Origin of the sequence: Leucobacter sp. MMO-125 (assembly GCF_037148395.1) — a bacterium.
Classification (GTDB): Bacteria; Actinomycetota; Actinomycetes; order Actinomycetales; family Microbacteriaceae; genus Leucobacter.
On record NZ_JBBCTL010000001.1, the window covers coordinates 337,599 to 359,024 of the forward strand.

The window sequence follows — 21,426 nt, forward strand, 5'->3', positions numbered from 1 at the left end:
GGTCGGTTCTCAGTTCTCAGTTCCGGTGAGGCGGGCACTCAGTCATCCACGCCCGCGAGCACCGGGATACCGGTGGATTCGCCGTGACGCATACGACAACTCCCGGCGGGAGCATCGTCTGGGAAGGCAGCCAGTGCGCCGACGGTGCGGGCCGGGGCGGTCTCGCCACGCTCGCGCGCAGCCCGCTCGAACACCATGTCGATGAGCCCGGCCACGAACTCCCTTCGCACCCCCGCGGTGCCGGCACGAACCGCAGCGATGCCCTGTTCTCGTGCCGTTTCGAGCGCTTCGACGTCGAGGTCGAAAGCGACTTCCATATGGTCGGAAATGAAGCCGATGGGCGCGATCACGATCTTGCGCACGCCCTGTGCAGCCAGCGCCTCGATGTGGTCGTTGACGTCGGGTTCGAGCCACGGCACTCGCGGATCACCCGAACGGGAGCAGTAGGCGAGCGAAGAGGCAACTTCGGTGCCGGTGCGCGCAGCCAGTGCAGCGTCAAGGGTAGCGCGCACGTCTTCATGCTGCTCGCGGTAGCCGGGACCGGTAACCGCTGAGGCATCCTGCATAGTGTCGGGGATCGAGTGGGTCACATACACGATATGCGCGCCCGCAAGGCCGCCGTCGAGTGCTCTGGCCGCCTCTTCGATGGCGCGACGGTTGGCCTCAACGAAGCCAGGGTCATTGAAGAATGGGCGGAGCACGTCGAGGCGCGGAGCCGCATCGCCGAGTTCGGTCACGGCGGCCGCAAGGTGCTCACGGTACTGCCGACTGCCCGAATAGGAGGCGTAGGCGCTGGTGACGAGCACGAGGATACGCTGCGCGCCGAAGGCTGAGGCGTCTCGCAGCGTATCGACAGTGTAGGGGTGCCAGTTGCGGTTGCCCCAGATCACCGGGAGGTCGGCACCGCGCTGCCGCAGTTCGTCTCGCAGTGCTTCGGCGAGGGCGAGGTTCTGGGCATTGATCGGGCTGCGCCCGCCGAAGTGGTGGTAGTGCTCCCCCACCTCGGCGAGCCGATCTTCGGGGATGTTCTTGCCCCGTGTCACGTTGCGCAGGAAGGGGATGATGTCATCACTGTGGTTGGGGCCACCGAATGAGCACAGCAGCAGGGCATCGTAGGGCAGCGGATCGACGGAAGGACTGGCGGGGTGATCGTTCTCGGTCATGTGCTGCACCGTATCACCAGCTTGCCTGTAGATCTGATGTATAACATCAGATCTACACGGGGAGGTGGGTATGGTCAGGATCACGCACTGCAGAACCGATGCACCCCGAAGCGCGGCGCACCGGCGTAGCATGATCGCATGTCCGAGACGGTGTCGCTGTGGTTCACGCTCCCGCCTCTGCCCCGTCGACTCAGGGGCGGCCAGGCTGAGAGACGGCACTATGGGCAGGAGCCGCCCACGATGCCGGATCCGCACCTCTCAGGCCGAGCCCATCGCAGCACCGCGGTAAGGAGCAGATCGTGAACACACCCACAGATCACACCACGCAGGAAGCACGCAGCACCCCAACGGGCCGCGAAGACACCCTTCGCGCGGTGCCTGACGACCAGGGCACCACGCCGCGTGTGCTCGTGCTCGGCGCGACGGGTTACATCGGCGGCCGCCTCGTGCCCCGACTGGTCGCCGCCGGTTACCGGGTGCGCGTGCTTTCACGATCCCGTGAACGAGTCGCCGCCCTCCCCTGGGCCGATGAGGTCGAGATCGTCACCGGCGATGCCTCAGACACAGAAGCTGTCGGCCAGGCAATGCGCGAGGTAGACGTGGTCTGCTACTTGCTGCACTCCATGTCGAGCGGCGCCGACTTCGAGCGCCTCGACCGGGAGATCGCCCGCACCGTCGCGAGCGCGGCTGAGCGTGCCGGTGTGAGCCGCATCGTCTACCTTGGAGGCCTGCACCCCGAAGGAGCCTCACTCTCACGGCACCTGCGGTCACGAAAAGAGGTGGGCGACATTCTGCTCGCTTCGGAGGTGCCCACGATCGTGCTCCAAGCAGGGGTAGTGATCGGGTCAGGCTCAGCATCGTTCGAAATGGTGCGGCACCTCACCGACGTGCTGCCCTACATGCCAGCCCCCAAATGGGTGCGCAACTTCATTCAGCCAATCGCGGTGCGCGACGTGCTCTACTACCTGCTCGCTGCGGTGCGACTCGAATCCGAAGTCAATCGCGCACTCGACATCGGCGGGCCGGACGTGCTGCGCTACGGCCAAATGATGAACGGCTACGCCCTCGAAGCCGGCCTCAGGCAGCGTCGGATCGCCTCACTGCCCGTGCTCACCCCGCGGCTCGCCTCCCACTGGGTGGGGCTCGTCACCCCCGTGCCGCGCCGCATCGCACGCCCGCTCGTTGAATCACTGCAGCACCCCTGCGTGATGCGGGATCACGCCATCGACGCACTCATTCCGCCACCACCGGGCGGGCTCACCCCGTACCGCGACGCCGTGAAGCTTGCTCTCGGCCGCATTGAAATCGACGCCGTCGAAACCAGCTGGGTCGACGCGCGGTTGGACGGCGCCCCCAGCGATCCGCTGCCCAGCGACCCGGACTGGGCTGGCCGCACCGTCTTCACCGACGTGCGGCGTCGCCGCACCTCAGCCGATGCGGCAGCCGTATGGTCGGTGATCTCCCGCATCGGCGGTGCGAACGGCTGGTATTCGGCGTCGGTGCTGTGGGCGGTGCGCGGTTGGCTGGACCGGCTCACCGGAGGCGTCGGCCTGCAGCGCGGCCGGCGCAGCCGATCGCGAATCACCGAGGGCGACGCGATCGACGTGTGGCGCGTGGAGCGCGTCGAACCCGAGCGGCTGCTGCGGCTGCGCGCCGAGATGTGGACACCGGGAAGCGCGTGGCTCGAACTCGGAATCGACGACTCCCCCGGCGGTGTCGAATACTGGCAGCGGGCGGTCTTCTTCCCTCGGGGCTTGCTCGGGAGACTGTACTGGCTCGCAATGCTGCCCTTTCATGGCCTCATTTTCAGTGGCATGGTGAGCAGGATCGTGGCGCTCGCCGAAGCCGACGATGCTCGCAGTAGTCCCGCGAATCGCGCCCGGCACCGCTCCGAGTGATGGAGCGGTGCCGGGCGTGGAAGGTGGCGTGAGCGGCCAGATCTCACCAGAATACGGCTAGCGCAATGTTGACGAGGGTCAATCCGCCAACCGCGTGCGCAACACCGACCGGAACCGCCTCGCTCTTCTTGACCTTTCGGCGCCCGATCCATGCTGCAACCAGGATGACGACGAGAATAGTGAGCTTTGCCGCGACTTTTACGTGATTCACTCCCCCGTCGCTCATCTCGTTGACTCCGACCAGCAGAATACCGGTCACCAGTTGCACCCAGGCACCGACGAACTGAAAGAGGCCGACGGTCGGAGTCTTGAATGTGGCGAGCCATCCGCCGAGGAGTGCGGCTGCTCCGAGAATGTGCAGGAAGACGAGCGAGGCATGAAGTAGGTCCATGCTTTCAACGTATCCGGCATACTCCTCCCTCGACCCCCCATTGGCAACCGGTCACGGATACTCACAGTCCCCTTTCAGATTTATCGACATACCGTTGACATGTTTGTTGACATGTGGTCGACAAAATGCTGGCGGGAGAGGGAGATATGTTTCTAGCGATCCGCGAACTGAGGTTTGCGCGCGGGCGATTCGGCCTCATGGGTGCAGTCGTCTCGCTCGTCGCGCTGCTGATAGTTCTACTCTCAGGCCTCTCCTCGGGATTGGTCAACGACGGCGTATCTGGGCTCAAATCGATGCCGGTCACCGCGTTTGCGTTTGACGCCGGCACGAAGACGGACAACGCATTCTCGCGCTCAGTCGTCGAGGAGTCGCAGCTCGAGATCTGGCAGGCTTTTCCCGGAGTGGAGGCAGCGAGTCCGGTCGGGGCGGGAATGACGAATGCCACGACCGAAGATGGGGTTCAGATCGACCTCTCGCTGTTTGGCATTGTCCCTGATTCCTTCATGAGCCCGAACGTCTCTGAGGGATCGACCATCTCGGGACTTGGGGGCATCGTGGTGTCCGAAACAGCGAAAAGCGACGGTCTCGAACTGGGCAGCATCATCACCCTTGATCGGCTCGATACCGAACTTGAGGTGGTCGGTTTTACCGAAGGACAGGCCACGTTCGGTCACGTCGACATGGCCTATCTCAACATTGATACCTGGCGGCTCATCGCCTCCGGAGCAGCACAACCCGGCGTTCCGACACAGGATCAAGTAGACGCGCTCGATTTCGATGTCGCGAGCGTCATCGCAATCCAAGCGAGCGATGCAGAAGGGCTCGATCTCGCCGCAGGCGACCTTCAGGCGGCGACCACAGCCGTGCCCCTGAAGGAATCTTTCAACTCATCTCCGGGCTACGAGGCAGAGACACTGACGCTCAGCATGATTCAGACGTTCCTCTACGCAATTAGCGCCCTCGTGGTCGGAGCCTTCTTCACCGTCTGGACGATTCAACGGCAGCATGAGCTCGCGGTGCTCCGAGCTATCGGTGCCTCGGCTCGCTATTTGCTTCGGGACTCGCTGACCCAAGCGGCGATCCTGCTCGTCTCTTTCACAGCAATCGGTGTAGGTGCTGGTGTCGGGCTGGGCTCCATCATGCCGGACGGCATGCCTTTCGCTCTTGAACCCACGCCCGTCCTCACCGCCTCCTTGATCACAATCGCTCTGGGCCTCATCGGGGCTGCGATTGCGGTCCTCCGCATCTCGCGAATCGAACCCATCTCCGCCCTGGGAGGGCAGCGCTAATGTCATCTGCACACAACCTGGAAACAGTACTGCGCTTTGAGAATGTCACGCTCGAACTCGGTGACGGCGACAGTAGGGTGCGACCCCTGGACTCCGTGAGTCTTGAGATCGCGCGGAGCGAATTCGTGGGCGTGGTAGGCCCATCTGGAGCCGGAAAGTCGACCCTTCTTGCCGTGGCAGGAGCACTACAGTCACCCGACAGCGGTTCAGTTCGTGTGCTCGACCAAGAACTCACAGAGATCGCCGGTTCTCAGGGAAAAATGGCCAAGTTTCGTCTCAGAAACATCGGCTTCGTCTTCCAATCGGGCAATTTGATCCCCGCACTCAACGCTGCAGACCAGCTCCGTCTCGTGAACCGGCTCGCAGGCGGATCATCGGCGTTCGATCCAATGCCGTTCCTGGAGGCCGTTGGCATGGCGCACAAGGCGAAGAATCTTCCCCGGCAGCTCTCCGGGGGCGAGCGACAGCGCGTAGGCATCGCCAGAGCGCTCGTCACCAGTCCGGGTCTCCTACTCGTCGATGAACCAACCGCAGCACTCGACCGTGCCCGAAGCCAGCAGGTTGTCGCTCTCCTCGCGGAACAGAGTAGGACCCAAGGAGTTGCCATCATGATGGTCACCCATGACCACGAAGTGCTCGGGCACTGCGACCGCGTGCTCGAGATGGTCGACGGCCGACTCGGAGCATTCCAACCGGCGACAACGTAGCCTCCACGAGTCTTCCACCTCGCCCGAACGGTCAGCTTCACGGTAAGTTCAGTAGCAGGCGACGGAATAAGACCGGTGGAGGATGAACTGTGCCACGAATCACTGCGAATACCGTAGCTGAGCACCGCGCAAATCAAGAGCGCCTGCTCCTCGACGTCGCACACGCGATCCTTAAGGAAACGGGCGAAATCGGAAGCATGCGAAATGTCGCTGAGCGCGCAGGGTTGGCGAGATCGAGTGTCTACCATTACTTTGAATCCACGGAAGCGTTGCTTCAGGCACTAGTGGAGGACATTTTCCCCAGATGGACCATACGCATCACTGATGCCATGGATGCTGAGGCCGAGCCAAGCGGCCGACTCGTTGCCTACGCAGTTGAGAATCTTCGCCTCGTGCATGAAGGAGCACACGCCGTCGGTTCTGCACTTGCGGCCCTCTCTCCCGGAGAAGCCCTGAACGAACAAGCAGCGAGCATGCATCGGGCCATTCAGGAGCCACTGATTCGCACACTTGACGACCTGGGAGTCGAAGATTCCGAGGCTCTGGGTGAGATGATCAATGCGGTCGTTCACTCGGCCACTCGTCTCCTGGAAGCGGGGAAACCGTTCGATCAGGTGTCATCAACACTCATCGCCATGATTGAGCCGATGGCAGTCGAACTGCAAACACGGGCCGCAGCGAAAGAATCGTAGGATCTCAGAGATCCCACTTGCTCAACCCCGGACCTCGGAGGCATCGGGCTCCCGGGCTGAATTCAACGCCTGAGCAGGGTTTTGGATGGGTACCCACAAATCGCCGATCAACGAAGACCGCGCAGTGCTTTCCAAGCACTCGTAGGGCGTGCGGGGCTTGAACCCGCGACCGACGGATTATGAGTCCGCTGCTCTGACCGACTGAGCTAACGCCCCTTGCAACCGTTCCATCATAGTGGAGCAGACGATGCGTCTCGCGCGGCCGCAGCCACCTCAGGACCGGATGCGGTTCGGGTCGTAGCCGGCATCGATGAGCGACGTGGCGCGCTCGGTCTGCCCGGTGAAGTCGAGCATGTCGGTGCGCAGGCCGAGGTCGCGATCGACATGCAACGCCATCGAGTGCGCCGCGTTGCGCACATCGCGTGCGGCGATGGCGTCGAGCACGGCACCGTGGTCGCGGTGCATCGTTTCAAGTGTGGTGCCGAGGATCACACGGCCCTCGGTGCTCGCCCCTTCAAGCACCGACATGACCCCGAGGTAGAGGTCGAGCAACAATTTGCTGCCGCTCGCCTCGACCACGAGCCTGTGGAAGGCGTCGGGGGCGGTGCTGCGGTTACAGGTATCAAGGGCTTCGGGCGAGGCCGCGCCGGCAATCCCCTCGTGCACTCGGCGATACGCCTCCCGGAGCCCCTCGAGCTGTTCCTCTGTGCGGTGCACGGCGGCGTGTTGGGCGGCTTCGATCTCGAGAGATCGCCGGTAGACGAGCACTTCTTCGAGATCGTGATCTGCGAGAAATTCCGACAAGATCGAGCTCACCGGGGTGCGGGATCGCACGAAGGTACCCACGCCGGGAACGGTTTCAAGCATGCCGAAGGCTGCGAGCGATCGCACCGCTTCGCGCACAGTGGAGCGGCCCACGCCGATCAGTTCGACAAGCTCGGGTTCTTTCGGAATCAGATCGCCGACCGACCATTCGCCGCTCGAGATCCGGCCGCGCAGGAAGTCGAGCGTGTCGCGCGCCTTCTGGGAGCCGCGGGTGGTGCTTGCCATGTCAGACCTCGTGGGGGGTGTGGGGAACTGCGTCAACTCTATCGGGTACACACAGGCTGCTCACACCGATTGCGTGGCGTTGTTCACATCACGATGGTGGTGGTCGACACGTCGACGCGGCGCAGCCGATTCGCAGTCCAGATGATGAGCGCCCCGAGCAGCACGAGGCAGATGCCCCCGATCACGGCAATCACGGCGAGGGCGAGTCCAGGCCAGGCCAGCGCAACGATTCCGCCGACGAGGATCAGCACACCGGGCACAAGAATCACGGGGCTGCGCCCAGCGAAACGAGCACTGATCGCGATCCACAGCACCCCGAACACGACGAGCGCCACACCGACGAAGGCGACGATCGCACCGACGGTGAGGTCTGAGAAGACGATCGCGAGCACTCCGGCTGCGATGAGCACGAGGCCACCGATGAGCGCAGCCGAGGAGCCGGCGGATCGTGTGAGCACGGCAAGGCCGTTCGCGATGAGTGCGGAACCGAAGAGCACGACGAGCATCCAGCTTGCCGCAAAGAACGGCCAGATGAGGAAACCGACGCCGACGGCCGCAACGAGCACGCCGGTGATAAGCAGCGTCCACCAAGGGAAGCGCCGCTGCCCGGTGCTGGTGACTATGGGGTACTGGCTCACTGTCGACCTCCTCGGCACCCTGATGGTGGACGGGCGCTCCCTCCCAGCGTACGGCACGGGCCTTGCATCAGAATGGATGGGTGGATCGCGAGCTGTTTTTCTCCCCCGCGCTTGAGGTGGCCCCGATGCTGCTGGGTGCCAGGCTCGCCGTCGCCGGTGATGACGGCGTCGGGGGTCGGGGTGTGGTGGCGATCCGCATCACCGAGGTTGAGGCTTATCACGGGGTCGGCGTTCCGGGCCCGTATGATCCTGGCTCGCACTCGAAGGATCGCCGCACCGATCGCAATGCTTCGATGTTCGGCCCGCCCGGTCACGCCTACGTCTACTTCAGTTACGGGATGCACTTTGCGCTGAATCTCGTGTGCTCCCCGGAAGGCGCCGCTTCCGGGGTGCTGATCCGGGCGGGCGAGGTGGTCGAGGGGCACGAGATCGCGCAGCGGCGTCGTTCGGCGAAGCGGGGTGGCACGATGGTGCCGGCGCATATGCTCGCTCGGGGCCCTGGCAATGTGGCGACGGCGCTCGGCATCTCTCGTGAGATGCACGACGGCCTTGACCTGTTCGAGGCGCCATTCATATTGCGCGCACCAGAGGCGCCTGCGGCGGATCTTCGGAGCGGCGCGCGGGTGGGGGTTGCCGGTGAGGCTGGAGGCCCTGCGTTCCCGTGGCGCTTCTGGATTGGGGGCGAGCCCAGTGTGTCGGCGTTCAGGCCCGGCCGCGGCGCACCTCGGTCGTATCGCGGCTGAAAGGCACGCCTCAGTCAACCGGCGCAGCTGATTCAGGCAGGTGCGCCGGTGCCCGCGGGCAGCCAGGCACGCAGCGCAGCGCCGTCGGGTTTCGACTGCAGGATGAGTTCGCCGCCTCGATCCGAGATGCGACCGCCAAGGCGGGCGAGCCCGCTGAGTTCGGGATTGTCGACGGGTGCCGCACCGAGGTGGCGCACTTCGGCAAGAATGCGACCGTCGCTTCCTTCGAGCCTCAGCGCCAGCTCACTCGCCTCACCGTGACGCAGCGCGTTCGATACGCCTTCTTCGATAGCGCGCACGAGCAGCAGCCTGCTCGTGCGGTCGAGCGGGTCTGGCACGGGTACCTCATTGACTGAGACATGCACGGGGATGGAGGGCGGAATGCGGGCCATAAGCGCCCGGGCTGCAGGCACCAGACCGAGATCGAGCGCTTCGGGATAGAGCGCAGCACTCAGGGCGCGCAGTTCGCGCTCGCGCAGCTCCTCCAGTTCGGCGCGCACCGCGCGCACACGTTCCGCGACAACCCGGGATTCGGCGGCATCAACGCCCGAGTCAAGCTGCGCACCTGACTCGGCGAGAGACGCTGCGAGCATCACGAAGCGATTCTGCAGGGTCCCGTGCAGGGTGTCTGCGACTTCGCGCCGCACCCGGATCTCTTCCTGCTGCAGTTCGTCAAGGGCTTCTGCGGCGCGGATCGCCGCCGCATGCCGTTCTCGGTCTGCAGAACGCGCCCGCCTACTCAGGGCGACAATCGCCACTCCGGTGCCGAGCACTGCGAGCGAGACTGGCACCAAGGTGATGGCGTCGTGCAGGGTGTCCAGGGGTTTCTCGACAGGGTGAACGTCGAACGTGAGTTGGAGGGCACCGCGCGCCGTCGCCGCGACGACTGAGACGAGCAGCGCGCAGGCGGCGGCGATCCAGAGGGGTCTGTCGATGATCCGCATCCACGCGGCCCCGAGTGCAATGATGCCCACGGTGAGCAGATTGATCGAGGCCCGCAACGTTGCTTCCGCAACGGGTCCGAGCGCGTGTCCGCCGAGGCGAGGTGCGGGCACACCGTGCACGAGCATGGACTGGGCTGTGGCGCCGAAGGCGAAGAACACGCCGATGAGCAACACCGTCAGTATCAGCAGCCGTGCATCCGCGGCTTGATCCGTGGGGTGCGGATCGCGTGGCGAGTCGGGAATCACGCGGTCTCCGCCAGGAAGATGCGTGCCGCAGCAACGCGCGGGTTGCAACGTTCTCGGTCGATGTCGAGGCTCGCGTAGATCGCATTGACGTGGTTGTTCACTGAGCTGAGGGCGATGCCGAGCTGTTCGGCGATCGACTGGTTGGTGAGCCCCTCGGTGACGAGCTGCAGCACCTCGACGTGGCGGGCGCTCAACGTGGCGAGCCGGCCGCCTGCCCGCACCGTGCGGGAGGTGATGATCTCGGGGTCGATGATGCAGTGTCCCGCTGCGGCGGCGCGCAAGGTGCGGATCAGTTTGGCCGCGGAGGTCGAGGAGTTCTTCGAAAGGTAGCTCCACTGCTCGCGCTCGTCGAGGTCGACGAGCAGCTGCGTCCGATCTACGGCCGAGAGCAGCACGATAGCGAGATGGGGGTTGGCTCGCTGCAGGGCACGCCCAGCGTCGATCCCGGTGCCGTCTGGCAGTTCGACATCGAGCAGCGCCACGTCGAGGTGTTGCGGATCCCAATTGTCTCGCGCAGCGGCGCAGTCGCCGGCTGCTACCGCCGTGAAGCCCGGCACGGAGCGGAGCAGGTGCAGCAGCATCTCCCGAAAGAGCGGCTGGTCTTCGAGAACTCCGATGCTGAGTGTCTGCGTCACCCGTCTTTCCTCCATCGATCGTGCCTATTGAGCGTCAGTTCCCGTCTGATACGGCAGAATTCGCGTCTCTCGCTTGCTGCGAAGGTCCGTCGGGGTCCGCACCAGCCTCATCGAGCGCCGAAGCACCCGTCTGCGGATGGAACTTCGCGAGCCCCACCACGCCCACCACGGCCAGCGCACCAGACCCGATGAACGCGAAGATTGCCCACAGCGGGGCGTTCGCGGCCTCCCCCAGCACGACGATACCGATGAGCACCGCGACAATCGGATCGATCACCGTGAGCCCGGCAACCACGAGATCAGGCGGGCCCGAGGAGTACGCGTTCTGCACGAAGACCATACCGAGCAGTGCCCCCACCGCGAGCGCTGCTACGCAGAGCCAGGTGAGCGTCTCGAACTCGCCCTGCTGCAATCGGCCGATGACGGCCTTTGCGAAGGTCGCGACGAAGCCATAGAGCACGCCGGCACCGACGATGTAGATCAGCGCCGCCCCGCGGTGCCGCAACAGCACGAAGGCGGTGAGGGCCACCACCAGGACCACGGCAAAGGTGATGAGGATCGTGGTGAGCTTCGCGTCGGTGACCGGCCTATCAGTGGCGGTGAACGCCGCGATGCTCACGAACACGACGATCCCGAGCACTGCCAGAGCCACAGACACTCGCACCTTCTTGTCGAGCCGCACGCCACTCATGCGCGAGTTCAGGATCGAAGTGATGACCAGTCCCACCACACCGATCGGCTGCACGATGATGATCGGCGACAACGCCAGCGATCCGATCTGAAACGCCACCGCGAGACCGAGCAGCAGCGTGCCACTCACCCACGACGGTCGGCGCAGCAGACCGAGCACATGCCGAAAGGAGAGGCCAGAGCCGGCGCTCGCACCGACGAGGCGCTCAACCTTGTTGAGACCACGCGACTGAAACTGCGCACCAAAGGCGAGCAGCGCCGCGCCGATCAGCGCGAGTGGGATCCCCAAGAACTGCTTCGGGTCGAGCCCAGCGACCTCTTCGATCCCGGACATGACCAGCATCGTCACGGTCACGCACCGCCGCGCATGAGATCGACAAGACGTGCTGCAGCGCGCGGCACCTCGTCATTCACGATGATCTCGTCAAACTCTTCGGCAGCAGCCAGCTCGACCTTCGCGGTCTCAAGCCGACGCTTCCGCTCCTCTGCATCTTCCGTGCCACGCCCCACGAGGCGGTTCACCAGCTCGTCCCAGCTCGGCGGGGCAAGGAACACGAGCCGCGCCTCCGGCATACTCGCGCGCACCTGGCGCGCTCCCTGCAGGTCGATTTCGAGCAGCATGAGTTCGTCGCGCGCGGCCGCTTCGAGCACCGGACCGCGCGGCGTGCCGTAGCGGTACTTGTTGTGCACCGTAGCCCACTCCAGCAGTTCGTCGGCGGCGAGCATCCTGTCAAAGCCCTCATCATCGACGAAGAAATAGTGTCGACCGTGCTCTTCGCCGGGCCGTGGCGCACGGGTCGTCGCAGACACCGAAAGCCGCACTTCCGGGTAGTGCTCGCGAATGTAGGTGGCGACGGTGCCCTTGCCGACCGCTGTCGGGCCGGCGAGCACGGTGAGCGGCGGCCGCTCCGAAGAGGCAGCACCGGTGCGCTCGCGCACGAACCCTTCGAGCCGTTCGCGCTGGAGCGCGCCCAGCCCGCCCAGACGCTTACGTTCCGAAATGCCGAGATCATCGCGCACGCGGTCGGCCTTCACCGCACCGATCGCCGGGAACGAGAGCAAGAAGTCGGTGATGCGCAGCGTCGCCTCGGTGCTGCCAGGCACCCGAGACTGCTCAAGCACCCGCAGCGGTGACACCTCGCCGCTGCGCAGCCGCCGCTTCAGCTCGGCGCGCGCCCGGCGTGCGGCGATCGCGGCGCGATTTGCCGCAACCCTGTCGACCTCGGGCATCGTGCGCTGCTGCGGTGTGCCATTCGTGCTCATCGTTCTGCTCCTCAACTCCCGGTTCCAGGCTATACGCGCGAAGCGCTGAGCGCCGCAGCAATCGCCTCGGCGCGTTCACGCACGCGAGCGGCGAGGCCATCCACTCCCCCGGCGAGAATGCTGCGCGACTCGTTCGCGAGCAGCGCGTGACCGATACCACCGAAGATCTGCGCGGCCTCCTCGATACGGGCGCCCTGATGGCCGAAGCCCGGTGCCAAGACTGGCAGCGCCGGGCCGACCGCCGGCTTCGCAACGTCGATGCCAAAATCTGCCAGGTCGAGCGTGGCACCCAGCACCACGCCGACAGCACCCACCGCAGCCGCGGTCGACCCCGTCGCGAGATCGGCGTTGAACGCCTCAGCGTCTTCGACCATGGCGCGGGCGACGCTGCGTGAGTCGTCGCGCACCGCACGCTGCACCTCACGCGCCTCCGGGTTCGAAGTAGCAGCAAGCACGAACAGGCCCTTGCCGTGATCGCGCACCTGCGTGAACGCACCCGCGAGGCTGCCGAAGCCCTGATAGGCCACCGCCGTCATCGCATCGGCCTCCAGCGGCGACCCCGGGGCCAACCAGGCTTCAGCGTAGGCGCCGAAGCTCGAACCGATGTCACCCCGCTTCACGTCGGCGACCACCAGCAGCCCGGCCTCACGGGCGTCTGCGAGCACGCGTTCAAGAGCTGCGAAGCCCGCCGAGCCGAAGCGCTCGAAGAACGCCACCTGCGGTTTCACGCAGGCGGCCACCCCGGCAGCAGCGGCCACAACCTCACGGCCCATCCGCTCCGCTCCGGCAGCGTCATCGCCGAGCCCCCAATCGGCGAGCAGCGGCGCGTGGGGGTCGATACCGGCGCAGAGGTGCCGGCCCGCAGCGAACTCCGCTGCGAGCCGAGCACCGAATGCGAGAGACGTCATCGCGCGGTCGCCGCCTCGCTGAGAGCCGCGTCGCGATCCGCCTGATACTCCTGCAGCGACTTCACCGCGAAGCCCTGCTGCTGCGCCGAAATCGCACCCACAGCAGCCGAAAGCTCAGACACCGTGGTGAAGATCGGCTTATCGGCGGCGACGGCAGCGGCACGGATCTCGTAGCCGTCGGCGCGCGCGGACGAGCCCGAAGGCGTGTTCACGATCATGTCGATCTGCCCGCTGTTGATGAGGTCGACGATCGTGTCGCCCTCAGCCTGCGCGGAGTGCTTGCGCGCCACCTCCGAGGAGATCCCGTTGCGGGCCAGCACCACCTGGGTGCCCTGCGTCGCAAGAATGCGGTAGCCCAACTCCTGCAGGCGCAGCGCCGGCAGCACCACCGCACGCTTATCGCGATCCGCCACAGACAGGAACACCGTTCCCGAGGTCGGCAACTCGCTGCCAGCGGCCGACTGGCTCTTCGCGAACGCGGTCGGGAAATCACGATCCATGCCCATGACCTCGCCCGTCGAACGCATCTCAGGGCCGAGCAGCGAATCGACCACAAGACCCTCATGCGTGCGGAATCGCTTGAAGGGCAGCACAGCCTCCTTCACCGCGATAGGCGCATCGATCGGGGCGCGCGAACCATCGCGCTCCGGAAGGAAACCACCTTCGATGAGCTGCGCAATCGTCTCGCCGGCCATGATGCGCGAAGCCGCCTTAGCGAGCGGGATCCCCAGCGCCTTCGACACGAATGGGACGGTGCGGCTGGCGCGCGGGTTCGCCTCGAGCACGTAGAGCACGCCCTGGCCGATCGCGAACTGCACGTTGAGCAGACCGCGCACGCCGATGCCCTCGGCAATGCCGAGCGTGGCCTCGCGCACCTGGGCGATCTGATCGTGGCCCAGCGTCACCGGCGGCAGCGTGCAGCTGGAGTCGCCCGAGTGCACGCCCGCCTCTTCAATGTGCTCCATCACGCCGCCGACGTACAGCTGCTCGCCGTCGTAGAGCGCATCGACATCGATCTCGATCGCGTCATCAAGGAAGCGGTCGACCAGCAGCGGGTGGCCCGGGCCCACAAGCGCGTGGCCCTCGATGCGCCCGAAGTAGCCGCGCAGCGAAGCCGTGTCGTACACGATCTCCATGCCGCGACCGCCGAGCACGAACGACGGGCGCACGAGCACCGGGTAGCCGATCTCCTCGGCAATCCGCACCGCACCGTCCTCGTCGATCGCGGTGCCGTTGCGCGGGGCGGTGAGGCCGGCGCGCTCAAGGATGCGGGAGAACGCGCCGCGCTCTTCTGCGAGGTCGATGGCCTCAGGAGTGGTGCCGAGGATCGGGATCCCGGCATCCTTGAGCGGCTGCGCGAGCCCGAGCGCCGTCTGCCCCCCGAGCTGCACCACAACGCCCAGCAGCTCACCCGAAGCCTGCTCGGCGTGGATGACCTCGAGCACGTCCTCGAGCGTGAGCGGCTCGAAGTAGAGCCTGTGGCTCGTGTCGTAGTCGGTGGAGACCGTCTCGGGGTTGCAGTTGATCATGATCGTCTCGTAGCCCGCCTCGCTCAGCGCGAAGGAGGCGTGCACGCACGAGTAATCGAACTCGACGCCCTGGCCGATGCGGTTGGGGCCCGATCCGAGGATCACGACCTTCTTGCGTTCGGAAGGGGTGACCTCGGTTTCGAGATCATACGAGGAGTAGTGGTAGGGCGTGAGCGCCGGGAACTCGCCCGCGCAGGTGTCGACGGTCTTGTAGACGGGGCGCAGGCCGAGACCGTGACGGAGGCCGCGGATCTCGCTCTCGCTGACTCCGCGGATCGCGGCGATCTGCGCATCGCTGAAGCCGTGATCCTTCGCCTCGCGCAGCACGTCGAGCGTAAGCTGCGGCGCCGTGCGAACGGATTCGGCGACCTCATTGATGAGCTGAATCTGATCGAGGAACCACGGATCGATGGCGGTCGACTCGAACACCTGCTCGATGGTCGCGCCGAGGCGCAGCGCCTGCTGCACGTCGACAATACGACCGTCGGTGGGACGCTTCGAGCTCTCCAGCAGTTCGGCGACGCGCGCCTCGCGCTCGGACTCCGCAACAGGATCCCAGTGGAAGGAGGTGCCGCGCTTCTCGAGCGAGCGCAGCGACTTCTGCAGCGCCGTGGTGAAGTTGCGGCCGATCGCCATCGCCTCGCCCACCGACTTCATGGTGGTGGTGAGGGTGTCGTCGGCGGCGGGGAACTTCTCGAACGCGAATCGGGGCGCCTTCACCACGACATAGTCGATGGTGGGCTCGAAGCTCGCGGGAGTCTTCTGGGTGATGTCGTTCGGGATCTCGTCGAGGCGGTAGCCGAGGGCGAGCTTCGCCGCGATCTTCGCGATCGGGAAGCCAGTGGCCTTCGATGCGAGAGCCGAGGAGCGAGACACGCGGGGGTTCATCTCGATGACGATGATGCGGCCGGTCACCGGATCGACCGCGTACTGGATGTTGCAGCCGCCGGTGTCAACGCCGACGCGACGAATGATGTCGATGCCGATGTCGCGCAGCTTCTGGAACTCGTGGTCGGTGAGGGTGAGCGCGGGCGCCACGGTGATGGAGTCGCCCGTGTGCACGCCCACCGCGTCGACGTTCTCGATCGAGCAGACCACCACAGTGTTGTCGGAGGTGTCGCGCATGAGCTCAAGCTCATACTCCTTCCAGCCGAGGATCGACTCCTCGAGGAGCACCTCGCTGGTGGGGCTGTAGTGGAGACCGTCGCCGGCGATGCGGATCAGGTCCTCCTCGGTGTAGGCGAAGCCCGAGCCGAGGCCGCCCATGGTGAAGGAGGGGCGCACCACGAGGGGGTAGCCGAGATCCTTCGCGAATTCCTTCGCTTCTTCCAGAGTGTGCGCGATGTGCGAGCGGGCCACGTCGGCGCCTGCCTCGAGCACGAGATCCTTGAAGATCTGGCGATCCTCGCCGCGGCGGATCGCATCGACCTTCGCACCGATGAGCTCCACGTCGTACTTCTCAAGGATGCCCTGCTCGTGCAGCGCCATGGCGGCGTTGAGCGCGGTCTGGCCACCGAGGGTGGGCAGAATGGCGTCGGGCTGCTCCTTGATGATGATCGACTCGATCACCTCGGGGGTGATGGGCTCGACGTAGGTGGCGTCGGCGAAGTCGGGGTCGGTCATGATCGTCGCCGGGTTGGAGTTGACGAGGATCACGCGCACGCCCTCCTCCCGGAGGACGCGGCAGGCCTGGGTGCCCGAGTAATCGAACTCGCAGGCCTGACCGATGACGATCGGGCCCGATCCGATGACGAGAACGGAGTTGATGTCTGAACGCTTGGGCATGGCTTAGTTGGCTCCTTCTGCGCTGGCCGAGCCTGCCGAGGCCCGATCCGTCACCAGCTGGCGGAATCGATCGAAGAGGTAGAAGGCATCGTGCGGACCTGCCGCAGCCTCAGGGTGGTACTGCACCGAGAACGCGGGGATGTCGAGGCACTCGAGCCCCTCAACCACCTGATCGTTGAGGCTGTAGTGGCTCACCTGAACCCGGCCGAAACCCTCGGGCGCGTCGTGCACGCCCTCGATCGGGGCGTCGACGGCGAAGCCGTGGTTCTGGGCCGTGATCTCAACCCGGCCGGTGCGCTTATCGAGCACGGGCTGGTTGATGCCGCGGTGGCCGAAGGGCAGCTTGTAGGTGCCGAAGCCGAGCGCGCGACCGAGCAGCTGGTTGCCGAAGCAGATACCGAAGTAGGGGATGCCGTCGCGCAGCAGTTCGCGCAGCAGCACCACCTGCTGCTCGGAGGCAGCAGGATCGCCGGGGCCGTTCGAGTAGAACAGCGCGTCGGGCGCAATGGCGCGAATCTCGTCGACCGAGGTCGTCGCGGGCAGCACGATCACGTCGAAGCCGTGCTCCGAGAGGTAGCGCACGGTGGCGCGCTTGATACCGAGATCGAGCACCGCGATGGAGCCGACACGCTCGACGCCCTCAGCAGCCGGCACCTCGTAGCGCTCTGGGGTGGTGACCTCTGCCGAGAGATTCTTGCCTGCCATGCTCGCCTGCTCGCGCACGAGGGCAAGCTGCTCATCTGCCGAGAGGGCGAGGTCTGCGCCCGAGAAGACACCAGCGCGCATGGCACCGGCGGATCGGATGTGCCTAGTGATAGCGCGGGTGTCGACCCCGGAGATACCGACGACACCGTCATTGACGAGGTCTTCGTCGAGCGAGCGCTGCGCACGGAAGTTGGAGACGCGACGTGCTGGGTCGCGCACCACGAAGCCCGCCACCCAGATCTTGCGCGACTCCATATCGGTGTCGTTGGCGCCCGTGTTGCCGATGTGCGGCGCGGTCATCAGCACGATCTGCCCCGCATACGAGGGGTCGGTCAGCGTCTCCTGGTAACCGGTCATGCCCGTCGAGAACACGACCTCACCGAGCGTGCGGCCGGTCGCACCGTAGGCTCGGCCCTCGTAGCGGGAGCCGTCCTCAAGCACCAGCACGGCCCCGCCCTGCGGCACTGCGGCTGCCGGTGGCGTCGTCACAACGCTCGTCGTCGACTGGGGGGTCGACACCTCTTCACCTGTGTTCGTGGTCACGCGTCCTCCTGCGTCGTTCCGTGTGTGTCCCGGTCCCCGGCCCCGCACGCTGCGGGGGTAAGGATCTGTTTGATTGCCACTGAGAAGCGCCGCTGTTCGGCGGCATCTGCAAAGCGGAAGCTTGATTCGAGGATCCGGCCATCATCGCCGGCCTCGGGAGTGCCGTGGCTGTCGTCGGCTCGCCACAGCAGCAGAGAGAGCCCACCCTGTTCGACGGCTTTGCCGATCCGCATGCCCGCCTCATCCGTGCCGAGCACCCGCGCTGCGCCGATGTGCACGGGCCGCTCGCCGGTGACCTCGATCGTGACGCCATCCCGGCGCACCGTCACATCGGCGTAGCCCTTGTAGCGCAGGCCTGGCAGCGCGATCCGTTCAAGCGGAGCACCCTCGGCAGTGGTCGAGACATACGCCGCACGCGGGAAACGCGCGATCGTCTCACCGTCGGGCGCCGGTGATGACGCAGCCGCGGCGGCGTCCCGTCGGCCGCGCGCGCGCCAGGCGAACCACATGCTCACGAGCACCAGAACACCGGCGGCGGCGAAGAGCAGTGCGATCGAGGCAGCGCTCACCGTGCCCCCTCCAGCGCAGCCGCTGCGGCCGCGACAACCTCAGGCGCGACGAGTTCGCCGCCGTCGAGGGTGAGGTACCCGCGACGCACCGTGTAGGCGACGCGGCCGGGCAGCTGCATCCCCAGGAACGGCGAGTTGACGCTGAGGCCGCGCAGGCGCTCGACGTCGAAGGCGCTCGACTCGCTCGGGTCGATCAGCGCGAGATCGGCGGGCTCGCCCTCGGCGAGCGCCGTCGGGTGGCCCTGCAGGCGCCCGATCTCGGCGGGCTTCTGCGAGAGCAGCGTTTCAAGCTCGGCCCAGCTGGCATGGCCCTCGTTCACGAGAGTGAGCAGCGCAATCGGCAGCGCCGATTCGAGGCCCACCATGCCGAAGGCGGCGACATCCCACTCGCACTCCTTCGCCTCGACAGGGTGGGGGGCGTGATCGGTGGCGATGATGTCAATAACACCCTCGGCGACAGCGGCCCGCAGGGCGCGCACATCGGCCTCGCGACGCAGCGGCGGGTTGACCTTGTAGCGCGGATCATAGCTGCGCACCAGCTCCTCCGTGAGGATGAGGTGGTGCGGCGTGACCTCGGCGGTGACCTGCACGCCGCGGGCCTTTGCCCAGCGCACCACCTCGACGGAGCCGGCCGTCGAAAGGTGGCAGATGTGCAGTCGCGCCCCGATGTGCTCGGCGAGCAGTACATCGCGGGCGATGATCGATTCCTCGGCCACGGCGGGCCAGCCTTTGAGGCCCAGCTCGCTCGACAGCGCGCCCTCGTTCATCTGGGCACCCTCAGTGAGGCGCGGATCCTGCGCGTGCTGCGCGATCACGCCGTCGAAGGTTTTCACGTATTCGAGGGCACGGCGCATGAGCAGCGGATCGTGCACGCACTTGCCATCGTCGGAGAACACTCGCACGCTCGCACGCGACTGCGCCATCGCGCCGATCTCGCTGAGACGCTCCCCTGCAAGATCTTCGGTGACTGCACCGATGGGGCGCACGGTGGCGTAGCCGGCGGCGTCGCCGAGCGACTGCACCTGCTCGACGACTCCGGCGGTGTCCTGCACGGGCATCGTGTTGGCCATCGCGAACACACTGGTAAAGCCGCCGGCAGCTGCCGCGCGGCTGCCCGTGAGCACCGTCTCGGACTGCTCGAAGCCGGGCTCGCGCAGGTGGGTGTGCAGGTCGACAAGGCCGGTGATCGCGACGAGACCGTCGGCTTCGATCACACGCTCACCCTCGCGGGGCTGCAGCTCGGCGCCGCGCTCGATGATGCGTCCGCCTGAGATCCGCAGGTCGACCGGTGCGGCGGAGCTGAGGTCAGCGCCGCGCTCGGTGAGGTCTGCGGCGAGTCGAGCGCCGCGGATCAGGATGTCGGGGTTGCTCAATGGGTGCTCCGTTCAGATCCGCTCAACAACAGGTACAGGGCGGCCATACGCACCGAGACGCCGTTCGCGACCTGCTCGAGCACTGTCGACCGATCGGAGTCGGCCGCCCGGGATGAGATTTCGAGGCCGCGATTCATGGGGCCGGGGTGCATCACGATGGTGCGCTCGCCGAGTCTGGCGAGACGCGCGTCGTCAAGGCCCCAGTTGCGGGCGTATTCACGCTCATTGGGGAAGAAGGCGGCGTGCATGCGCTCAGTCTGGATGCGCAGCAGCATCACCACATCGGGCTGCTCTTCGCGCAGGGCGACATCGAGGGAGTGGTGCAGGGTGACGGGCCAGTTGCGCGCGCCGTAAGGCAGCAGCGTCTCGGGCGCGACGAAGCTGACGTGCGCGCCGAGAGCATTCAGCAGCCACAGATTGGAGCGGGCCACGCGCGAGTGCGCGATATCGCCGACGATCACCACGGAGACGCCGTCGAGGTCCCGGCCACGGCTGGCATCGCCGAAGAGACGGCGGCGCATGGTAAAGGCGTCGAGCAGCGCCTGCGTGGGGTGCTCGTGGGTGCCGTCGCCGGCGTTGAGCACACCGGCGTCGATCCAACCGCTGCGGGCGAGGCGTTCGGGTGCGCCGGAGGCCGGATGGCGGATCACGACACCGTCGGCGCCGATGGCCTGCAGGGTCTGGGCGGTGTCTTTCAGGGATTCGCCCTTCGATACCGACGATCCCTTCGCGCTGAAGTTGATGACGTCGGCGCTGAGGCGCTTCGCGGCGGCCTCGAAGGAGATGCGGGTGCGTGTCGAGTCTTCGTAGAAGAGGTTGACCACGGTTTTGCCGCGCAGGGCCGGCAGCTTCTTCACCTCGCGCTGCTGCGCGGCGTCCATCTCCTCGGCGGTGTCGAGGATGAGGATCGCGTCCTCACGGCTCAGGGTGCGCGTGTCGAGCAGGTGCCTCATGCTGCGGCTCCCCCATCGTTACTGCCGATCGCTACCTCGTCGACGCCGTCGAGCTCTTCGAGGCGCAGTGAGATGCGCTCGTGCTTCGCGCTCGGCAGGTTCTTGCCAATGTAATCGGCGCGGATCGGCAGCTCGCGGTGCCCCCGATCGATGAGCGCGGCGAGGCGCACGGCGCGGGGCCGGCCGTGGTCGTTCAGCGCGTCGAGGGCGGCGCGCACGGTGCGGCCGGAGTAGAGCACGTCGTCGACAAGCACGACAGTGACGCCGTCGACGCCCGCCACGGGCATGTCGGTGGGCTGCGGTGCGCGGGCGGGCTGGCGCGAGAGGTCGTCGCGGTACATGGTGACGTCGAGGCTGCCGACAGGAACGTCAACGCCTTCGATTCTGGCGATGTTCGCCGCGATGCGGTGCGCCAGCAGGGTGCCGCGTCTAGGAATGCCGACGAGGATCAGGTCGTCGGTGCCCTTGTTTGCTTCGACGATCTCGTGCGAGATGCGGGTCAGCGCTCTCGAGATGTCGTCGGCGTAGAGGAGGGTACGCATGTGCCCAGCACTCCTTTCCCGCCTCACTGGACGGACTTAAAGGAACTCATTTCCTTCAACCATACCAGTCCCTGCACCCCAGACCCACGCGCCACACCCCACGCCAAGCCCCCGTGATGCGCCCACGCACCCCGCCGCACCCCTGCTGCCGCAGCACACCCCTCGAAGGG

Annotated in this window: 20 protein-coding genes and 1 tRNA gene; 5 read left to right on the forward strand and 16 right to left on the reverse strand. The window is 66.0% G+C overall.

The genetic code is table 11. The features are described from left to right. Positions 1–38: 38 nt before the first annotated feature. Positions 39–1,163 carry a ferrochelatase gene (locus WFI54_RS01570; protein WP_336651045.1) on the reverse strand — a complete coding sequence of 375 codons (1,125 nt, stop codon included), beginning with the start codon at positions 1,161–1,163 and terminating at the stop codon, positions 39–41. 299 nt (positions 1,164–1,462) lie between these two features. Between WFI54_RS01570 and WFI54_RS01575 the strand changes: the two genes are divergently transcribed. Then, positions 1,463–3,061 carry an SDR family oxidoreductase gene (locus WFI54_RS01575; RefSeq protein WP_336651046.1) on the forward strand — a complete coding sequence of 533 codons (1,599 nt, stop codon included), beginning with the start codon at positions 1,463–1,465 and terminating at the stop codon, positions 3,059–3,061. Positions 3,062–3,104: 43 nt separating this feature from the next. On the opposite strand, the gene WFI54_RS01580 is transcribed toward WFI54_RS01575, so the two are convergent. Then, a complete protein-coding gene (locus tag WFI54_RS01580; protein ID WP_336651047.1) occupies positions 3,105–3,452 on the reverse strand; it encodes a hypothetical protein in 348 nt (115 codons plus the stop codon). A gap of 113 nt (positions 3,453–3,565) precedes the next feature. On the opposite strand from WFI54_RS01580, the gene WFI54_RS01585 reads away from it, so the two are divergent. From WFI54_RS01585 to WFI54_RS01595, 3 genes are all read left to right on the forward strand, one after another. After that, entirely contained in the window at positions 3,566–4,741 is a 1,176-nt protein-coding gene (locus WFI54_RS01585; RefSeq protein ID WP_336651048.1) for an ABC transporter permease, read from the forward strand. Further along, positions 4,741–5,448, forward strand: coding sequence for an ABC transporter ATP-binding protein (locus WFI54_RS01590; RefSeq protein WP_336651049.1), 708 nt, complete (start codon positions 4,741–4,743; stop codon positions 5,446–5,448). The genes WFI54_RS01585 and WFI54_RS01590 overlap by 1 nt, the downstream gene beginning before the upstream one ends. A gap of 89 nt (positions 5,449–5,537) precedes the next feature. Further along, positions 5,538–6,140, forward strand: a complete 603-nt coding sequence (locus WFI54_RS01595) for a TetR/AcrR family transcriptional regulator (protein ID WP_336651050.1) — start codon at positions 5,538–5,540, stop codon at positions 6,138–6,140. 142 nt (positions 6,141–6,282) lie between these two features. Here the strand turns inward: WFI54_RS01595 and WFI54_RS01600 are convergent. The 3 genes from WFI54_RS01600 to WFI54_RS01610 all read right to left on the reverse strand — a co-directional run bounded on the left by WFI54_RS01600 (position 6,283) and on the right by WFI54_RS01610 (position 7,828). Then, positions 6,283–6,356 (reverse strand) — tRNA-Ile (locus WFI54_RS01600). A 57-nt stretch (positions 6,357–6,413) separates the two neighbouring features. Further along, on the reverse strand, positions 6,414–7,190 hold the full coding sequence (locus tag WFI54_RS01605; protein ID WP_336651051.1) for a FadR/GntR family transcriptional regulator: 777 nt from the start codon (positions 7,188–7,190) through the stop codon (positions 6,414–6,416). Between the two features lie 83 nt (positions 7,191–7,273). After that, a complete protein-coding gene (locus WFI54_RS01610; RefSeq protein ID WP_336651052.1) occupies positions 7,274–7,828 on the reverse strand; it encodes an HdeD family acid-resistance protein in 555 nt (184 codons plus the stop codon). Between the two features lie 80 nt (positions 7,829–7,908). Here WFI54_RS01610 and WFI54_RS01615 point away from each other — a divergent pair, with 80 nt between their 5' ends. Further along, positions 7,909–8,571: a DNA-3-methyladenine glycosylase gene (locus WFI54_RS01615; RefSeq protein WP_336651053.1), complete on the forward strand. Its 663-nt coding sequence runs from the start codon at positions 7,909–7,911 to the stop codon at positions 8,569–8,571. Positions 8,572–8,603: 32 nt separating this feature from the next. Here WFI54_RS01615 and WFI54_RS01620 read toward each other — a convergent pair whose 3' ends face one another. The 11 genes from WFI54_RS01620 to pyrR are packed head-to-tail and all read right to left on the reverse strand — an operon-like array spanning position 8,604 to position 21,256. After that, positions 8,604–9,761, reverse strand: coding sequence for a sensor histidine kinase (locus tag WFI54_RS01620; RefSeq protein ID WP_336651054.1), 1,158 nt, complete (start codon positions 9,759–9,761; stop codon positions 8,604–8,606). Next, positions 9,758–10,396 carry a response regulator transcription factor gene (locus WFI54_RS01625; protein WP_336651055.1) on the reverse strand — a complete coding sequence of 213 codons (639 nt, stop codon included), beginning with the start codon at positions 10,394–10,396 and terminating at the stop codon, positions 9,758–9,760. Before WFI54_RS01625 ends, WFI54_RS01620 begins: the two co-directional genes overlap by 4 nt. A gap of 34 nt (positions 10,397–10,430) precedes the next feature. Continuing rightward, on the reverse strand, positions 10,431–11,420 hold the full coding sequence (locus WFI54_RS01630; RefSeq protein WP_336651056.1) for a DMT family transporter: 990 nt from the start codon (positions 11,418–11,420) through the stop codon (positions 10,431–10,433). Positions 11,421–11,437: 17 nt separating this feature from the next. Further along, complete coding sequence (gmk, locus tag WFI54_RS01635; RefSeq protein WP_336651057.1) at positions 11,438–12,349, reverse strand: guanylate kinase; 912 nt, start codon at positions 12,347–12,349, stop codon at positions 11,438–11,440. A gap of 29 nt (positions 12,350–12,378) precedes the next feature. Further along, positions 12,379–13,257: an orotidine-5'-phosphate decarboxylase gene (pyrF, locus tag WFI54_RS01640; RefSeq protein WP_336651058.1), complete on the reverse strand. Its 879-nt coding sequence runs from the start codon at positions 13,255–13,257 to the stop codon at positions 12,379–12,381. Further along, positions 13,254–16,571, reverse strand: a complete 3,318-nt coding sequence (carB, locus tag WFI54_RS01645; protein WP_336651059.1) for a carbamoyl-phosphate synthase large subunit — start codon at positions 16,569–16,571, stop codon at positions 13,254–13,256. The genes pyrF and carB overlap by 4 nt, the downstream gene beginning before the upstream one ends. A 3-nt stretch (positions 16,572–16,574) precedes the next feature. Beyond that, complete coding sequence (gene carA / locus WFI54_RS01650; RefSeq protein ID WP_336651635.1) at positions 16,575–17,765, reverse strand: glutamine-hydrolyzing carbamoyl-phosphate synthase small subunit; 1,191 nt, start codon at positions 17,763–17,765, stop codon at positions 16,575–16,577. A gap of 50 nt (positions 17,766–17,815) precedes the next feature. Continuing rightward, positions 17,816–18,388 carry a PH-like domain-containing protein gene (locus WFI54_RS01655; protein WP_336651060.1) on the reverse strand — a complete coding sequence of 191 codons (573 nt, stop codon included), beginning with the start codon at positions 18,386–18,388 and terminating at the stop codon, positions 17,816–17,818. Beyond that, on the reverse strand, positions 18,385–19,761 hold the full coding sequence (locus WFI54_RS01660) for a dihydroorotase (protein ID WP_336651061.1): 1,377 nt from the start codon (positions 19,759–19,761) through the stop codon (positions 18,385–18,387). The genes WFI54_RS01655 and WFI54_RS01660 overlap by 4 nt, the downstream gene beginning before the upstream one ends. Next, the gene (locus WFI54_RS01665; protein ID WP_336651062.1) at positions 19,758–20,714 is read right to left on the reverse strand and encodes an aspartate carbamoyltransferase catalytic subunit; all 957 of its coding nucleotides are present in this window, start codon (positions 20,712–20,714) and stop codon (positions 19,758–19,760) included. Before WFI54_RS01665 ends, WFI54_RS01660 begins: the two co-directional genes overlap by 4 nt. Next, positions 20,711–21,256: a bifunctional pyr operon transcriptional regulator/uracil phosphoribosyltransferase PyrR gene (pyrR, locus tag WFI54_RS01670; protein ID WP_336651063.1), complete on the reverse strand. Its 546-nt coding sequence runs from the start codon at positions 21,254–21,256 to the stop codon at positions 20,711–20,713. The genes WFI54_RS01665 and pyrR overlap by 4 nt, the downstream gene beginning before the upstream one ends. Positions 21,257–21,426 lie beyond the last annotated feature (170 nt).